Here is a 16,274-nt window from a genome sequence, read left to right as displayed (position 1 = left end):
ATAACCAACCGATGCCCGGTTTATCCCGCCGAAAAGAATCCTAACTCATGTTAGCGGTGAAGTAGCTCGATGTGGAAATCTCCACAACTAGGTGTAGATCTGGACAAACTGGGCCAGCGACTTCTCCACATCGCCTTTGAGCGCCCGCGCCACACTCGAACCGATCGGGCCGAACAACGGCGCGCCGCCCAACTCGACTGTCAGCGCGAGTTCCGACCCGTCGCCCTTTGCCTTCACGTCGAGTTCGAGACCGAGCTTGACCCCGCCCTTGCCGTCTCCCTTGAGCGAGATCGCCTTCGGGACGTCGTACTTCTTGATGGTCCACCGAACGCGGTTGCGCAGGCCCTTCACAGTCACGACCGAGCTGATCTCGGTGCCGACACCCAGTTGTTCGGGAAGTTCACTGCGCCATCCGTCGTGAACCACGAGCCAGTTTTCGTATCCACTGAGATCGGACGCCTTGTCCCACACTTCCTGAGGAGGAAGCGGAACGTCGATTTTCACTGTGAGCTTTGCCATGGCAGAACAATAAGCCCCGTGCGCCTTTTCCGTAACCAGAGGTACCAGAAAGACGCACGGGGCTTTGCCCCTCTTAGTGGCTGACAGCCTTTTCGACGCCGACGCCGGTGAGGGAGCGAACTTCCATCTCCGCCTGCTTTGCCGGATCTTCGATCTTGTTACGTCCGATGTACGTACCGACGATGCCGAGGACGAATGCCAGCGGAATCGAGACGATGCCGGGGTTCGAGAGCGGGAACCAGGCGAAGTCGGAGTTCGGGAACATCGACGACGGCTTACCCGACACCGCCGGGGAGAACACGATCAGCGTCAAGCAGCTGATCAAACCGCCGTAGATGCTGAAGAGCGCACCGGTGGTGTTGAACTTCTTCCAGAACAACGAGTAGAGCAGGGTGGGCAGGTTCGCCGAGGCCGCCACTGCGAAGGCGAGAGCCACCAGGAAGGCGATGTTCTGCCCCATCGCCATGATGCCGAGAACGATGGAGACGAGTCCGATGACCACGACGGTGATTCGAGAAACTCGAACCTGCTGCTCCTCGGTTGCGTTGCCGCGCTTGATCACACTGGCGTAGATGTCGTGAGCGAACGACGCCGAAGCAGTGATCGCGAGACCGGCAACGACGGCGAGGATGGTCGCGAAAGCCACCGCGGAGATGATGCCGAGGAAGATGGTGCCACCGAGCTCGAAGGCGAGTAGCGGAGCGGCCGCGTTCTCCTTACCAGGCGCTGCCAAGATCTTGTCCGGTCCGACCATGCTTGCCGCGCCGTAGCCGAGAACCAGTGTGAACAGGTAGAAGGCACCGATGAGCGCGATCGCCCAGGTCACCGAGCGGCGAGCTTCCTTGGCAGTGGGCACCGTGTAGAAACGCATCAGCACGTGCGGCAGGCCCGCGGTGCCGAGCACCAAAGCGATTCCGAGAGAGATGAAGTCGAGCTTCGTCATTCCGGAAAGACCGTACTTGGCACCGGGGCCGAGGATGTCGCGTCCCTGCACACCCTTGGTGGTGGAACTGTTGACCATGTCCTGCGCATTGGCGAGCAACTGAGAGAAGTTGCCGCGCACTGCCCACAGAACGAGTACGAACATGATTCCGGCTCCGGCAACGAGCAGAACTGCCTTGACCATCTGTACGTAGGTGGTGCCCTTCATGCCGCCGACCAAGACGTACACGATCATCAGCACACCCACGATCGCGACGACGATCGACTGTCCCACCTTGCCGTCGATATTGAGCAGCAGCGCGACAAGTCCACCGGCGCCGGCCATCTGGGCAAGAAGATAGAAGAGGGAAACGGCCAGAGTGGACAGGGCTGCCGCCATGCGCACCGGACGCTGCTTGAGCCTGAAGCTCAGGACGTCGGCCATCGTGAATCTGCCCGTGTTCCTGAGTAATTCGGCGACCAGGAGCAGTGCAACCAACCAGGCGACAAGGAAGCCGATGGAGTACAGGAAGCCGTCGTAGCCGTACACGGCGATCGCACCTGCGATACCGAGGAACGATGCCGCCGAGAGGTAGTCACCGGCGATGGCGAACCCGTTCTGCGGGCCGGTGAACTGCCCACCGCCGGTGTAGAAGTCGGACGCCTTCTTGGTGGTCCGGCTGGCGCGGATCACCAGCGTCATGGTCACGACGACGAAAGCGAGGAAGATCGCGATGTTGAAGGCTGGGTTTCCTACGTCCGTTCCGGACGCGGCGAGTGTGGTGATCACTGTGCGGGACCTTCCAGTTCTTCACGGATGGCGGCGGAGCGGGGATCGAGCTCACGACCGGCGAACTTCACGTACCACGCGGTGATGGCGAAGGTCGTGACGAATTGCCCGAGGCCGAGGATGATGCCGAGATTGATGTTGCCGAGGACCTTGGTGGCCATGAAGTCGTGGGCATAGGTAGCCAGGACGACGTACACCGCATACCAGAGCAGGAAGAATGCAGTGATGGGGAAAACGAACTTGCGCAGACGCGTTCGGAGTTCTTGGAATTCGGGACTCGCTTGCATGTCTATGAATGCCTGGGCATCCGGGGTGCGTCGCTCTTGCGGCGACCCCTCACTGATTTCTGCTGTGGACACTGCCGGCTCCTCGCCTCGCGTGTGAAGTGAACTACGCACAGACGTTAGTGAGATCGGAGTCACATGAAGACGCTGTGGCGCCAGTCACACGGTGAGCAGTCGCGCGCTGCGCCGAACGGTCAGGCAGGCGCGACCAACGGCAGAGGGTTCGGGCGGTGAAAGTCAGGGTTGGCGGAGATCGTCTTCGCGATCGGAGCCCATTCCGAGACGTTCCGGGGCGTGCATCCGCGTGAAGATTCGCGCAATATCTGCCGGTATCTGCTTCGACGACACCTTGCTCACGACGATCATCGTGAGGAACGCCAGCGGCACGCTCACCGCGGCCGGGAACGCGAAAATGGCTGCCGGCCAGCCACCGAGGACGTCCTCCGACAAACCACCCAGGACGGCGACAGTAGCGGCAGTGCCCGCAACACATCCACCGACAACCATCCCCGCCCCCGCGCCGACGGCAGTCAGACCGCGCCACCAGATACCCAATACGAGCAGTGGGCAGAGCGTCGACGCAGCGACTGCGAACACCAAACCGACGGTTCTCGAGAGGTCGACCGACACCACCGCCAGCGACAGCACGAGAGGAACGACCCCGGCCAGTAGCGCTGCAATACGGAAGTCTCGAACTCGACCACGGAGAACATCGGTACTGACGACGCCGGCGATGCTGACGAGCAATCCGGACGACGTCGACAGGAAAGCGGCGATGGCACCGGACGCCACGAGGGCTGCCAGCAGTTGTCCGCCCCACCCCGAGAACACCGAGCCCGGCAACAGCAGCACCGCCGCGTCAGAGGTGCCGGTGATCAGAAGTTGCGGGACGTACAGACGAGCGAAGACGCCGAGGAGTGTCGGAAACAGGTAGAACACGCTGACCAGACCGACAACGGCGAGCGACGTCAGACGGGCTGCCCGGCCGTCGGGGTTGGTGTAGAACCGGACGAGAACATGAGGAAGGCCGAGCGTTCCGAGGAAGGTCGCGAGCATCAGCGAGTACACCTGGTACATCGGGTGCGGCCCACCGAAACCCCAACCCGGGGTGATCCAGTCGGAGTTCTGCGCGGGCGCTCCGGCGACGACAGGGACAGCGGCTCCCGCGTCGAGGACCATGGACATGCCTTCACCGAGAGTGTGCTCCCCCGGCCCCAGGGTCATCGTGCCTTCGACCGCTCGCCCGTCGACTGTGCCGCCGCTGACCGTCACCGGCTCGGACACCTGGACGACGACGTCGGTGGTGATGTCGACGGTCGTCGCAGTGGTGACCGTCGGCGGCATCGACGCGCCGACGTCGTGGTGATCGCCGAAGAAGTAGAAGGTCAGTGCCACAGCGGGAATCGCGACGGCAGTCAGTTTCAGCCAGTACTGGAAGGCCTGAACGAAGGTGATCGAGCGCATCCCGCCGCCGACGACGTTGGCGATGACGATGACCCCGACCGCTACGCCGCCGATCCAACTGGGAACCCCGAGCAAGATATTGAGCGTCAGTCCCGCGCCTTGGAACTGTGGAATCAAATACAGGATGCACACCATCGCGACCACGAGCATCGCGAGCTTGCGCAATCGCGGTGAGCCGAGACGGAACTCGGCGAAATCGGGGACGGTATACGCACCGGAACGCCGAAGCGGCGCTGCGACGAACAGCAGCAGGGCGAGGTATCCGGCGGTGAAGCCGATGGGATACCAGAGTGCGTCGGCGCCGTACTTGGCGACCAGCCCCGCAACACCGAGAAACGAAGCAGCAGAGAGGTACTCGCCGGAGATGGCCGTCGCATTCCACCGCGCACTGACGGTTCTGGACGCGACGAGAAAGTCCGAGGTGGTACGAGCGAGCCGAACGCCGTAGATTCCGATAGCCACCGTCGCGACAGCTGCTGCCACGATGCCGAGCACCGTCAACACCGGGATAGGTTGTCCTCCCACAGTGCCGCGCTCAGTCGTCCACGATGTCGTTGAAGTCCTGCTCGTTTCGCTCCGCACGACGCACGAACACCCAACCGGTCGTCAACAGCAAGGGATACACGGCGCCGCCCATCACGAGCCACGGCAACCGGATGCCAAGGACCGCGACCTCCGACAGCGTCGGGAAGAGATGCGTCAGCAGCGGCACCGCACACAGGAGCCCGGCTGCGACGACGGCAAGGCGAATCGCCAGTCCCAACTGCGCGCGAACGAGACCGCGGATCATGGCGTCACCGACTTCGGTCTGTTCCTGCACCTCCACCCGTGTTCGCACGATCCGTGCGCCACTACGTTGCGCCAACACAACGCGCTCACGCTGCGGAGGATCGGACTGCGACGTCACCGCGACAACCAACTCTGCTTGGGCGCACGAACCAGTCGATCCTTGAGTTCACGGGTGTGTCTGCGACTGACCGGAAGCTCGACGGGAGGCTTGTCGCCGTGCGGGCGCAGACAGACCACCAATCCACTGCCTACTGTTCGGATGCCGGTGACCAGCGCCAGAGATACCAGGTAGGAGCGGTGCACACGCAAGAAGCCCGCGTCGGCCCAGCGTGATTCGAGCGTCGAGATCGGGATGCGCACCAGGTGCGACTTTCCAGCGGTGTGCAAACGCGCGTAGTCCCCGTCGGCTTCCACCCACTCCACCGAGGAACGCTGAACGAGCGTCGTGACACCGCCCAGTTCCACCGGGATCACCTCGTCCGTGGGCGCAGCTTCGGGTTTGCTCTCACTCTTGGTGCGCCCGGCCAGCCCCACGATCCGCTGAACGGCCTGAGCGAGACGCTCCTCCCGGAGCGGTTTGAGTAGGTAGTCGACGGCGCCGAGATCGAATGCGTCAACCGCTCGATCGTCGTGCGCTGTCACGAACACCACGGGCGGTGGCGTCGCGAAATTGGAGAGGATGCCGGCCAGTTCGAGACCGTCGAGTCCGGGCATGTTGATGTCGAGAAACACCGCGTCGATGCTTCCACCGCGCAGTATCCGCAACGCTGTCGTCGCATCCGATGCCGTGTGAACGTGCGCCACCGAGTCCTCGGCGCGCAGCAAGAAGGCCAGCTCGTCGAGGGCTGGTTTCTCGTCGTCGACGGCAAGGACGGTCAGCTGGGCATCAGTGTCAGTCTCGTTCACAACAGGTCCATGTTCCCACGACGGTTTCAGCCTGATCATCGAAGGCGAGAATCAGACGTGAATACCCTGCTTGAACTTGGGAACACGCATGCTGACCTTCGTACCGGCACCCGGCGCTGTCTCCACCACGAGTCCGTAGTCGTTGCCGAACGCGGCACGAAGTCTGTCGTCGACGTTGGCCAAACCGACGTGAGCAGCTTCTCGTGCGCTGGGTCGCCCCGATCCCGACTCGATGGCGTCGAGCGAACCGGAGCGCAGTAGTTCGGGGTCCATCCCCACACCGTCGTCCTCGACGCTGATGATGCAGTCCGGTCCCTCGTCCGCAGCCACGATGCTCACGGTCCCGCCCTCCGGCTTACTCGAAATGCCGTGACGAACCGCGTTCTCGACCAGCGGCTGGAGGGCAAGGAAAGGAAGAACCACGTTGAGGACTTCGGGTGCTATCTGAAGGCGGACGTTCAGAGCCTCCCCGAATCGCGCGCGTTCGAGGGTCAGGTAACGATCGATGTTGCGCAGCTCGTCGGCAAGCAGGGTGAACTCACCCGCAGATCGGAACGAGTACCGCGTGAAGTCCGCGAACTCGAGGATCAGTTCTCTGGCCCGCGCCGGATCGGTTCGAACAAACGATGCGACCGTGTTGAGCGCGTTGTAGATGAAATGAGGACTGATCTGTGCGCGCAGGGCACGCACTTCGGCTCGATCCAACAGGGCTCTGGACGCGTCGAGGTCGGCGAGTTCGATCTGACTGCAGGCATATCGTGCCACCTCGGTGACCGCTCCGAGCATTCCCGGCCACGGGTCCTCGCTGGTGACGATTCCCAGTACGCCGACCACGCCGATGTCCTCGATCAGCAGGGGCTGAGCGATCAGCGCTCGCACATGGTGATCGCTCGGTCCGCGCACCAGGTCCGAGTGCGTGACGAGTACCCGGCGTTCGCCTTCGATCGCACGAATGGCGGCGTCGTGGAATTGTTCGGACAACGCTTCGTGACGGCCGTCCCACGCCAACAGGTTTCCCGACGCGTCTGCCAGGCCCAGACCGGAGCCGCCGGTCAGCTCACGTAGGTGAGGCGCCGCCTCGGCGGCCGAATTCTCGTCGAGTCCACGCCGAAGTGGCCGCGCGGCAAGCGAAGCCGTATGGAGAGCGGCATGGACGGCACGTTCGGTGGGGGTGGTCACCTCACGTCTGGTGCGCATCCACACAGCCGTCAGCGCCCCGGCCACTGCGAGAATCAGCACGCTGAGAAGCGCGACCACGGCCGGACTCACCGCGAGTCCTCGTCCAGTTTCCGTATCAGTGTTTTCGGAGCCACCGTGCGGTACGCATCTTCGACGACGTCGGCTACGTCGTTCCAGAATTTCTCGTCCTCGGTCTCGTCGGCACTCGGAACGTCGAGGTACACGCCGATCCATCCCCGGCCACCCACGTACGGAGGGACGAAGAACCTCGACGGGTCACGACTGACCCAATCTGCCTGCGCCCCAGGTGGGGCCGCGGCCCAGATCGCGACGCGATCGTCGTGGTGGTGATCTGCCATGGTGACGAACTGCGGCGCCTTGCGCACGAACCACGACGCTTCACCGTGGCTGACCCGCTCGGTCGCCTCCGGCAATGCCAGTGCAAGAGCGCGGATTCGTGCCGAGGCCTTCATCGATTCACGACCCGCAGGTGTTCGGTGCCGGAACACCTGCAAATCGATCCTTCACCCACGCGACAGCTCCCGGCACAGCGGCGCCGTCCGCATGACCTTCACCCGGTCGCGCCTGGAATTCGATGACGTCACCGTCGGCGCAGGCGCGTTCGACTGCCGCCTCGGTCCATTCCGGACGGATCAGGTTGTCGTTGGTACCGACGACTACGTACATCGGACCGCTCGCGCGTTGACGGGGAAGAGCAACATCGCTGAGCCACGCGTGAATTCGGTCCGCATCCTCGGCGGTGGCCGGCCGCGTGTCGGCGGGCGTCACCTTTCCGACCAGACCCAACTTCTCCGTCGCCCGAGCGGTCAGGCACGAGGTGAGCAGGTCGTAGTTCTGCTCGAATGCGCCGCGCACGTAGTCGGTTCGTTCGAGGTCCGGATGGGTGAGGGACAGCCCTTCGAGTACATAGGGCAGCAGCAGTTGCTGAGGCAGTGACAGATTCACCTCGGAATCACTCGAGATGATCGGCGAGATGTCCGCTGCCGGGGACAGGTTTGCTGCACCGACGAATTCGAGTCCGTCGCCGTAGGTGTCGGCTTCCTCGGCTGCCGCCCAGGATGCCTGCCCGCCTTGGGACAGCCCCAGAGTTGCCCAACGAGTCGAGGTGTCCGGAACGACGTTGCGCGCCGCTCGAACCGCGTCGATGACGTTGAACGCCGCGGTGTCCGGTTGCAGGTAAGGATGCGGGTCCGGAGTGCCGAGGCCCTCGAAGTCGGAGACAGCGACCACGTATCCCGAGTCGAGGAACGGCGCGACCAGGCCGATCGTGCCGAACAGGGTCGGCGAGGCCGACGGCGCGCAGTCGTCCGAAATACCCGTCGTGCCATGGCCGATGGAGACGATCGGCCAACCGCCCTCCGGCGGAGTTCCAGGCGGCGTGAACACCGTTCCCGACACCTGAGTCTCTCGGCCGTCGTTACCGGAGGTGGAGCCGTACAGGATTTTCACCGCGCTTGCTCCGGACGCCGCCACTTCGGCTGTGCTGGTGAAGGGTTCACTGTCGAACACGACGCCACGTTGCGCACTGCTCTCGACCGACGGGGTTGTCGTGGTCGAGGTGTCGGTGACGGAGACATCCGGCGAGGCATCCGATCCGCAGCCGACGCTCACGAGAAGTGCGCTCGCCACCACGACTCCCCAGACTGCGCGAACCCTCGAACTCCGAACAGTCATACGCAGTGTTCCCCTCTATTTGCCCGCACCGCTACCTGCTCGGCGACGCCTGACACGTTCCTCTGCTGCGGCCTCTTCGATGTCGAGTCCTTCCAATACGGTACGCAATACCTCGTCGTCGAGATCTCCGTCGTCACGTGCGGCGATCAGCGCAACTCGTTGCGAGCGCAGTGACTGATGCCGGAACTTGTCGAACAGAGCTCCCGCATTCCACAAGGCGGCCTCGCGATCGGCGTCCTCGTCGACCTCCTGGAGTTGAAGCCTCGCCTGCATCGAGCGTCGTACGCGTTCGACGATCGCCTGCAGTTCCTTCCCGTCGATCCCCGGCGGAGGGTGCGCGGCCGCGTCTGCCAACGCCTTCTCTCCCGCCTTGCGAGAAATGTTGCGGGCCAACTCCATCTGTTCCTGCGTGCGCAACTGCTCGTAAGGATCTGCGACGTCGAGGCGACGGATCATGAACGGCAAGGTAGATCCCTGGATGAGCAATGTCCCGACCGCGACGATGAACGCGATCGCCTGGATGACGCCGCGTCCGGGGAACGGCTCGCCGGACGAGAGTGCAAACGGGATACCGCCGGCCGCAGCAAGAGTGACGACGCCGCGCATTCCCGCCCACGAGACCACCAGATTCTGTTTCCACGTCAGTTGATTCTCGCGATCACGGCGCAGGGTTACACCGAATCGCACACGCGAGTAGCTCAGGAACAGCCACACCGGCCGAATCACGATGACAACGGCCAGGACTGCGAGACCGTACGCGAACACGTGAAGCACCGGAAGTCCGTCGGCGACAACATCGTCGATCACGAAGCTCAGCTGGAGCCCCATGTACGCGAAGACGAACATCTCGAGAAGAGTGTCCAGGCTCGACCACACCGAGCGCTCCTGCAATCGCGTCATGATCGACGCGTCCGTCGAATAGTGCCCGATCACCAGACCAGCGACCACAACGGCCAGAACACCGGACGCGTGTAGTTCTTCGGCGGCCAGGTAGGCAGCGAACGGAAGCACCAACCCCAAGCCGGTTTCCAGTGGAGAGTCGTACATGCGGGCACGAACGAACTTGACGACAAACGCGAGCACCAAGCCGACGACAACGCCGCCGATCACTTCGTACGCGAAGAACAACAGGGGCGAATCGGTGGCAATTCGCGTTCCGGTCACTGCTGCGACGGCGACGGTGAAGAGCGTGAGCGCGGTGGCGTCGTTGACGAGCCCCTCGCCCGTCAGGATGGCGATCACCCGTTTCGGGAGCCCGAGCTTCTGACCGACCGCCACCGCGCTGACGGCGTCGGTCGGCGCGATCACGGCCCCGAGCACCAGGGCGGCGCCGATCGTGAACTCGGGCACCATCCATTCGGAGAAGAAGGCAACCACGAACGCCGTCACCAACACCATTCCGACGCCGAGGCGCAAGATCGGGGCCAAGTTGCGTTTGAAGGTCGCCACCGAGAATTTCAGAGCGGCCGAGTAGAGAAGCGGCGGCAGGACCACACCGAGAATGACGTGGGGATCGAGTTCCGGCCGCGGCATACCGGGTATGAAGGATGCGACCGAACCTACCGTCACCAAAACCAGCGGAGCCTGCAGGTTTCGTCGATTGGACAGCCCGGTGACTGCGATGGCGGCAATGACGACCAGCAGAATCCAGGTGAAGTTCACGCGTTCATTCTGCCCGCCGACCCTGGGAGTTCACCCAGCGGACGCACAGAAGCCCGCAACCTTTTCGGTGACGGGCCCCTGAGCAACGGTGCTACCGAAAAACGGTATGCCGAATCCGGTATTACTGCTTTTCGGGAACAGCCTTCTTGGCGGCCTCAGCTGCCTTGTCGATCTGATCGCCGTACTTGTTGCCGGTCTTGTCGTCGGCGATGTCGGCGACCTTGTCGATAGCGTCGTGAACCTTGTCGGAGTTCTCCGCTGCGAGCTCCTGGCCCTTTTCGACCAATCCCTTGACGTTGTCCAAGAAACCCATGTCCGTGTCCTCTCCCGGTGCTGACGCACATCCTTCGGCGGAATCGTTCCTCCGCGCCCTTCGATTCTCACAGGTCGACGGCCTCTGCGCCAGAAAGCAGGTCCGTGCGTTCGAGCCGTGCGCAACTCGAGGTAGCGTTAACCCGCCAATAGCTGATTGACCACCCATCGACATCGACAGGTGCCCGGTTTGAATGCAGGACTGCGCGGGACGGGGAGCGACCCCTACCCCACGCGTGAACTGCTGTCCCGGTGGTGGTCGGATCGCACCGATTACACCTGGCTCCCCCGATTCCTCGACACTCGCGGGCTGACCGTTCCCGGACGCAAATTAGTCGCGGTGTGGTGTTTTCTCTTCGCCCTGATCGCGGCGACCATGCAGTTGAGCCGCTTCGGTTCCGACACCGCCCTGGCGCGGTCGATCTTCGCCCTCGGAACTATCAGTGGCGCCTATGCGGGCTACCGCTGGGCGCGTAACGAATCGTGGCCAACTTGGCGACAATCCGTGGCCTTTGTCGTCTGGGCCGACCTGTGGCTCGCCGTCACTCTCTTCTTCGCCGTGCGCACCGCTTTCGTCGGAACCATCGGCTGCATCTTGTTCATCATGATCGGCTTCTATGCGGCGATAGTTCACAGCCCTCGCGTTGCCATCAGCCACATCGGTTGGGCTCTTGCTGTCTGCACGACGCTCGCTGCCATGGCGATGTCCGAGCCGGTCAACGACGACTGGGTGGTCGTGAATCTCTATCTGATGGTTGCCGGTGTGGTTTTCTCCACCGCATGGATTCTGCAGATCGTCTGGCTGCGCCTGACCGACGACGCACGCAACGCCCACCGGGACTACCTCACCGCGACACTCAATCGCCGCGGACTCCAGGACGAGGCACAGCATCTGCTGCGCAGTGATCGAACGCAGGCTCTGATCGCACTACTCATCGACGTCGACTCGTTCAAAAACCTCAACGACACACACGGCCACGTCGCGGGCGACGACGCGTTGACCGCTGTCGCCGACCGCCTCCTCGCTGCCGCCGGACCCGATGCGGTGGTGGCTCGAATCGGTGGAGACGAGTTCGTCGTCCTGCGCGGAGTCGATCGAGGAGATATCGAGCGGGTCGCCACCGAGATACATTCGGCGGTCTCGTCCGACTCCGATCCCTATCCTGTGTCCGCCAGTACCGGCGTCAGCGTCTATCTGAGTCCCGAGACGGACTTACCGGATCGAGCTGTAAACGAACTGATCGAGCACGCAGACAATGCGATGTACCGAGCCAAGAAGCGCGGCGGCGATCGCATTGCCTGGGTGCAGATGTTCAGGCGCTGAAACTACTCACTCACTGTGGGCATGGTGATGCTCGCCGGGCAGGTCGTCGGGTGTCGCGAACATCTTTCGTTTCTCCCCGTGCAGGCGTGCGCTGATCCACCACGAGAGTTCCACGAGTACAACGCCGATCGCGCCGAGGGTGATCGCGAGCGTCGTCGCAGCGACGTTGCTCGGATCCAGTTTGAAGAACTCGCGGGTGAACGGCAGCGCGAACAGGATGAGGTATCCGGCCACCGACCCGCCGATCAGAACGAGCTTCCACCAGACGTACGGCCGAGCCACGACGGCCAGAACCCACACGGCGATCATGATCAACGTGATGAGCGCACTGGTTCCGGCCTGGATCTTCTGGGTTTCCGTCTGGTCCGGGCCTTGGTAAGCCAATATGTAGGAGATGAACGTGGTGATGCCGATGATCAGGCCCGACGGCAACGCCAGACGCATCACGCGCGAGACGAAACCGGTTCGCGCGCGCTCGTTGTTGGGTGCCAGAGACAAGATGAAGGCCGGGATACCGATCGTGAACCACGCTGCGATCGTGACGTGGCGGGGCAGGAACGGGTACGGCAGCGGTTCGAAGTCGAAGACCTGGGACAGGACGCCGGTGATGCCGATCAGGAACGCAAGCACCACCGAGTAGACGGTCTTGGTCAGGAACAGATTCGACACACGCTCGATGTTGCCGATCACTCGGCGGCCTTCCGCGACGACGTACGGGAGCGTCGCGAACTTGTTGTCCAGCAGCACGATCTGGGCCACGGCTCGGGTAGCCGGGCTGCCCGAACCCATCGAGACTCCGATGTCGGCGTCCTTGAGGGCGAGCACGTCGTTGACGCCGTCACCGGTCATCGCGACGGTATGTCCGCGAGACTGCAAGGCCGCGACCATTTCCCGCTTCTGATCCGGTCGCACTCGACCGAACGTCGTTGCTCCGTCGAGAGTGTCCGCCAGCTTTTCCTGATCGCTCGGCAGCTCTCGCGCGTCGATGGGACGGTCGCCGCCTTCGAGTCCGAGGGATCCGGCAACGGCGCCGACGGAAACCGCGTTGTCGCCGGAAATGACCTTGACCGCGACCTTCTGGCTGGCGAAGTACTCCAACGTCTCCTGGGCGTCCGGGCGCACTTTCTGCTCGAGCACGACCAGAGCTTCGGGGGTGACGGTGCCAGGGGCGTCGGCGTCGTCGACGGGGAGGTCGCTGCTGCCGAGCATGAGGACACGAAGTCCGCTCGAACCCACTTCCTCGGCCTTGCGGGCCATTTCCGAGTCGGGATCGAGCAGCACGTCCGGGGCACCGAGTACCCAGTTGCCGTGACTGCCGTACGACTGGCCGCTCCACTTCTTCGCCGAGGAGAACGGCGCCACCGCTGTCGCTTCGCCCCACCCGGAGTCGTCGGAGAGAGACTCGCGAATCGCCAGGACACTCGCGTTGGGGCGAGGGTCGGACGCGGCCATCGCGCTCAACGCGGACTTGACCGCAGTCTCCCCCGATCCACCCGGTGCGACGTCGACCTCGGACAGCCGCATACCGTTCTCGGTCAGCGTTCCGGTCTTGTCCGCGCACACCACGTCGACACGAGCCAGACCCTCGATCGCCGGCAACTCCTGAACGAGGCACTGGCGCTTGCCCAACCGGATCACACCGACCGCAAATGCAATGGACGTCATGAGCACAAGGCCTTCGGGAACCATCGGAACCAGAGCTGCCACCATGCCGTTGAGTGCCGGTCGGATCGGCAGGCCGATCGTGAAGAGCTGATTGAAGATGATCAGCGCACCCGCCGGAATCATCAGGTAGGTGATGAACTTCAGGATCTTGTCGATGCCGCTGCGCAGTTCGGAATGCACGAGGGTGAACTTGCTCGCCTCTTCGGCCAGCTTGGCCGCGTATGCATCGCCGCCGACCTTGGTGGCGCGGTATGCACCGCTGCCCGCGGCAACAAAACTGCCCGACAACACTTGCTGGCCACTCGCCTTGTGAACCGGATCGGCCTCACCGGTGAGCAGCGATTCGTCGACCTCGAGTGCAGCCGAACTGACCACCTCACCGTCGACGACTATCTGGTCACCGGATCCGAGTTCGATAATATCGTCGAGCACAACATCTTTGGGCGCCATCGCCACGGCGACGCCGTCACGCCTGACCATGGGCTTGGCCTGACTCACGATGGCCAGAGCGTCGAGCGTGCGCTTGGCGCGGATCTCCTGGATGATGCCGATACCGCTGTTCGCGATGATCAGCAGTCCGAACATGCCGTCGATGATCGAACCCGTCGCGAGCACGATCACCAACAACACGGTCAGGATCGCGTTGATGCGAGTGAAGACGTTGCCGCGAATGATGTCCTTGACCGAGCGGGACGCCCGGTCCGGTACATCGTTGGTTTGTCCCGACGCGATCCTTGCTGCAACCTGATCGGCGGTCAGACCGCGGGCGACGTCGACGTCGTCCGGCAATCGCTCAGGCGCTACCGCCACTGCTGTCTCTTCTGAACTGGTGTGCTCGTGAGCCATGGTCAAAGATTACGCACCCGGAGCAACTAATCAGGGTCGGACTCGTGTGGCAATGACGGCTACACGAAGATCACACCCGTGCGCCGCGGTTCTGCGATGCTGGTCGGAACGAGCAGAGAAGGCCATCGAGGAACGGTATGAAATACGTCTACAACGGTCTAGACGAGGCGCTTCGGTGCGAACGGCCCGTCGACCTGCCGATTTCTCTCGACCTCAACCGGACCGACAACGTGGTTGTCTGGTTGTCGGCGATTCGGGTTTACTCGTTCGGGATGATGTTCGCGATTGATGCCCGCTACGAGGATCCGGCACTCTCGCTGAGTCTCGGCACTTACGACGGGCGTCCCACGTTCACACATTTCAGCGCGCCGCTACTCCTCGGCCTCGGTTTCGCGGACGGATCATCGGTGACAACCGCGCAAAGAACGCGAGGCTCGCTGCTGGAGTTACGCACGGCTGAAAGCCGCTCGGGCTCAGTGCGCGGTGAGTATTTGCTGGCTCCGATACCGCCTGCCGGGCCGATCGATGTCGCAACTGCATGGCCTCAGCTGGGAATGGACGAGAAGGTTGTCACCCTCGACGGAGAAGGCATCGCATCCGCATCCGAAAGTGTCACACAACTATGGGAACCGAAACGACAACCCGATCCCGACCTCACCAGTGAACAAGTGACACATCAACTGCAGTACCAACGTGGGGGTTGGTTCGGAATCCGACTGGATTGAGGAAGATCCCGGGTGACTTTCGAGCACGGGCCGCAGTCAGCCCAGCGGTATCCACCACTTCGACGGCGGTGTCGGTGACAACGCGTCGATCCTGCCGCCCGGCATCGGGACCGACACTGTTGTGCCCGCATCTGCAGCCGACTCGTCGAGGCGAATGATCGGCTCCGACCACGAGTGAAACGCGAGGTTGAACGTCGCCCAGTGAATCGGGACGAAGACACCGCGCGACCCGTCGCCCTTGTTGAGGTCGATGTGCGTCTGCACTGCCTCTTCCGGATTCATGTGGATGTCCGGCCAGCGCACGTCGTACGCACCGACGGGGAGAAGCGTCAGATCGAAAGGCCCATAGGTTTCACCCAGCTGTTCGAAACGCGATGTGTATCCGCTGTCACCACCGAAGAAGACCCGGTGCTTCGGCCCGGCGAATACCCACGACGCCCACTGCGTCGTGTTCCGGACGAGGCCACGACCGGAGAAGTGACGAGCCTCCGTGCACGTGAGGACCAGGTCGTCGATTTTTGTCGACTCGTCCCAGTCCAATTCCACGATCCGGTTCTCGGGCACCTTCCAGTGCCGCAGGTGAGCCCCGATACCGATCGGCACGACGAACGGGGCGGTCTGTGTACGAGTCAGGGTCTTGACCGTAGCCATGTCGAGATGGTCGTAGTGATCGTGAGAGATGACTATCGCATCCACTGCAGGCAGTTCGGTCAAAGCCACCGGAGTGGGGTGCATGCGCGCGGGACCTACTGTGGCCGAGGGTGATACGCGTTCACTCCACACCGGATCGGCGAGAACGCGGTAGCCGTCGACCTCGACGAGAACGCTCGAATGGCCGTACCACGTCACCGCCGCGTCGCCGGCTGCCGCCGGTGCCAGCGGAGTGGCCAACGGAATCGGCCGACGCGGCCGACCCGTCGACCCTCGCGTGGCCATCGACTTGAACATTCCGACATCGGTGCCCGGAACCAGTGTGCTGCTGGGCTCCGAGTTGTGGAACTGGCGGTCCCGGTATCGCGGGGACATCGCCGCATACGGTTGCACCGTGTTTCGCGAGGCCCCGATCTGCGTCGGGATGCCCCATGCGGCTCGCGCCACCCACCCCGTCGCCGCGGCAACAGCAGCAACTCCGAGAACCGTCGTCTTCTTCATTCAGACGAGCGTAGCCACTATCTGCCCTGCGTGCCCGGCGC

15 protein-coding genes are annotated in these 16,274 nt (G+C 63.1%); 2 read left to right on the top strand and 13 right to left on the bottom strand.

Annotated features, from left to right (window positions below; translation table 11 throughout):
* Positions 1-87: 87 nt before the first annotated feature.
* From ABH939_RS04075 to ABH939_RS04025, 11 genes are all read right to left on the bottom strand, one after another.
* Positions 88-519 carry an SRPBCC family protein gene (locus ABH939_RS04075; protein WP_003939735.1) on the bottom strand — a complete coding sequence of 144 codons (432 nt, stop codon included), beginning with the start codon at positions 517-519 and terminating at the stop codon, positions 88-90.
* A 73-nt stretch (positions 520-592) separates the two neighbouring features.
* Positions 593-2,230: a cation acetate symporter gene (locus ABH939_RS04070; RefSeq protein WP_007727752.1), complete on the bottom strand. Its 1,638-nt coding sequence runs from the start codon at positions 2,228-2,230 to the stop codon at positions 593-595.
* A complete protein-coding gene (locus ABH939_RS04065) occupies positions 2,227-2,589 on the bottom strand; it encodes a DUF485 domain-containing protein (protein WP_003939976.1) in 363 nt (120 codons plus the stop codon). Before ABH939_RS04065 ends, ABH939_RS04070 begins: the two co-directional genes overlap by 4 nt.
* A gap of 162 nt (positions 2,590-2,751) precedes the next feature.
* Complete coding sequence (locus tag ABH939_RS04060; protein ID WP_030534942.1) at positions 2,752-4,503, bottom strand: cation acetate symporter; 1,752 nt, start codon at positions 4,501-4,503, stop codon at positions 2,752-2,754.
* A gap of 10 nt (positions 4,504-4,513) precedes the next feature.
* Complete coding sequence (locus ABH939_RS04055; RefSeq protein WP_003939880.1) at positions 4,514-4,885, bottom strand: membrane protein; 372 nt, start codon at positions 4,883-4,885, stop codon at positions 4,514-4,516.
* Positions 4,882-5,673: a LytTR family DNA-binding domain-containing protein gene (locus ABH939_RS04050; RefSeq protein WP_003939723.1), complete on the bottom strand. Its 792-nt coding sequence runs from the start codon at positions 5,671-5,673 to the stop codon at positions 4,882-4,884. Before ABH939_RS04050 ends, ABH939_RS04055 begins: the two co-directional genes overlap by 4 nt.
* 51 nt (positions 5,674-5,724) lie before the next feature.
* Positions 5,725-6,942, bottom strand: a complete 1,218-nt coding sequence (locus ABH939_RS04045; protein WP_030534943.1) for a sensor histidine kinase — start codon at positions 6,940-6,942, stop codon at positions 5,725-5,727.
* A complete protein-coding gene (locus ABH939_RS04040) occupies positions 6,939-7,325 on the bottom strand; it encodes an MmcQ/YjbR family DNA-binding protein (protein ID WP_064074074.1) in 387 nt (128 codons plus the stop codon). The genes ABH939_RS04045 and ABH939_RS04040 overlap by 4 nt, the downstream gene beginning before the upstream one ends.
* Positions 7,326-7,329: 4 nt before the next feature.
* On the bottom strand, positions 7,330-8,547 hold the full coding sequence (locus tag ABH939_RS04035; RefSeq protein WP_404649348.1) for a lipase family protein: 1,218 nt from the start codon (positions 8,545-8,547) through the stop codon (positions 7,330-7,332).
* 15 nt (positions 8,548-8,562) lie between these two features.
* The gene (locus ABH939_RS04030; protein WP_042451113.1) at positions 8,563-10,209 is read right to left on the bottom strand and encodes a Na+/H+ antiporter; all 1,647 of its coding nucleotides are present in this window, start codon (positions 10,207-10,209) and stop codon (positions 8,563-8,565) included.
* A gap of 121 nt (positions 10,210-10,330) precedes the next feature.
* A complete protein-coding gene (locus ABH939_RS04025) occupies positions 10,331-10,522 on the bottom strand; it encodes an antitoxin (protein WP_003940164.1) in 192 nt (63 codons plus the stop codon).
* A gap of 180 nt (positions 10,523-10,702) precedes the next feature.
* Here ABH939_RS04025 and ABH939_RS04020 point away from each other — a divergent pair, with 180 nt between their 5' ends.
* Positions 10,703-11,845, top strand: coding sequence for a diguanylate cyclase (locus ABH939_RS04020; protein ID WP_042451115.1), 1,143 nt, complete (start codon positions 10,703-10,705; stop codon positions 11,843-11,845).
* Positions 11,846-11,851: 6 nt separating this feature from the next.
* On the opposite strand, the gene ABH939_RS04015 is transcribed toward ABH939_RS04020, so the two are convergent.
* The gene (locus ABH939_RS04015) at positions 11,852-14,356 is read right to left on the bottom strand and encodes an HAD-IC family P-type ATPase (protein WP_404649346.1); all 2,505 of its coding nucleotides are present in this window, start codon (positions 14,354-14,356) and stop codon (positions 11,852-11,854) included.
* Between the two features lie 137 nt (positions 14,357-14,493).
* Between ABH939_RS04015 and ABH939_RS04010 the strand changes: the two genes are divergently transcribed.
* On the top strand, positions 14,494-15,081 hold the full coding sequence (locus ABH939_RS04010) for a hypothetical protein (RefSeq protein WP_054188848.1): 588 nt from the start codon (positions 14,494-14,496) through the stop codon (positions 15,079-15,081).
* A gap of 36 nt (positions 15,082-15,117) precedes the next feature.
* Here ABH939_RS04010 and ABH939_RS04005 read toward each other — a convergent pair whose 3' ends face one another.
* Complete coding sequence (locus ABH939_RS04005) at positions 15,118-16,233, bottom strand: MBL fold metallo-hydrolase (RefSeq protein WP_007727770.1); 1,116 nt, start codon at positions 16,231-16,233, stop codon at positions 15,118-15,120.
* Between the last annotated feature and the right edge of the window lie 41 nt (positions 16,234-16,274).

Source organism: Rhodococcus sp. 27YEA6 (assembly GCF_044908235.1).
GTDB classification, from domain to species: domain Bacteria; phylum Actinomycetota; class Actinomycetes; order Mycobacteriales; family Mycobacteriaceae; genus Rhodococcus_F; species Rhodococcus_F qingshengii.
This window is presented reverse-complemented; position numbering and strand designations above follow the sequence as displayed.

Coding starts and splice junctions, on each gene's coding strand:
- ABH939_RS04025 (WP_003940164.1), bottom strand. CDS start 10,522: ATGGGTTTCTTGGACAACGTCAAGGGATTGGTCGAAAAGGGCCAGGAG.
- ABH939_RS04005 (WP_007727770.1), bottom strand. CDS start 16,233: ATGAAGAAGACGACGGTTCTCGGAGTTGCTGCTGTTGCCGCGGCGACG.
- ABH939_RS04010 (WP_054188848.1), top strand. CDS start 14,494: ATGAAATACGTCTACAACGGTCTAGACGAGGCGCTTCGGTGCGAACGG.
- ABH939_RS04040 (WP_064074074.1), bottom strand. CDS start 7,325: ATGAAGGCCTCGGCACGAATCCGCGCTCTTGCACTGGCATTGCCGGAG.
- ABH939_RS04075 (WP_003939735.1), bottom strand. CDS start 519: ATGGCAAAGCTCACAGTGAAAATCGACGTTCCGCTTCCTCCTCAGGAA.
- ABH939_RS04035 (WP_404649348.1), bottom strand. CDS start 8,547: ATGACTGTTCGGAGTTCGAGGGTTCGCGCAGTCTGGGGAGTCGTGGTG.
- ABH939_RS04015 (WP_404649346.1), bottom strand. CDS start 14,356: ATGGCTCACGAGCACACCAGTTCAGAAGAGACAGCAGTGGCGGTAGCG.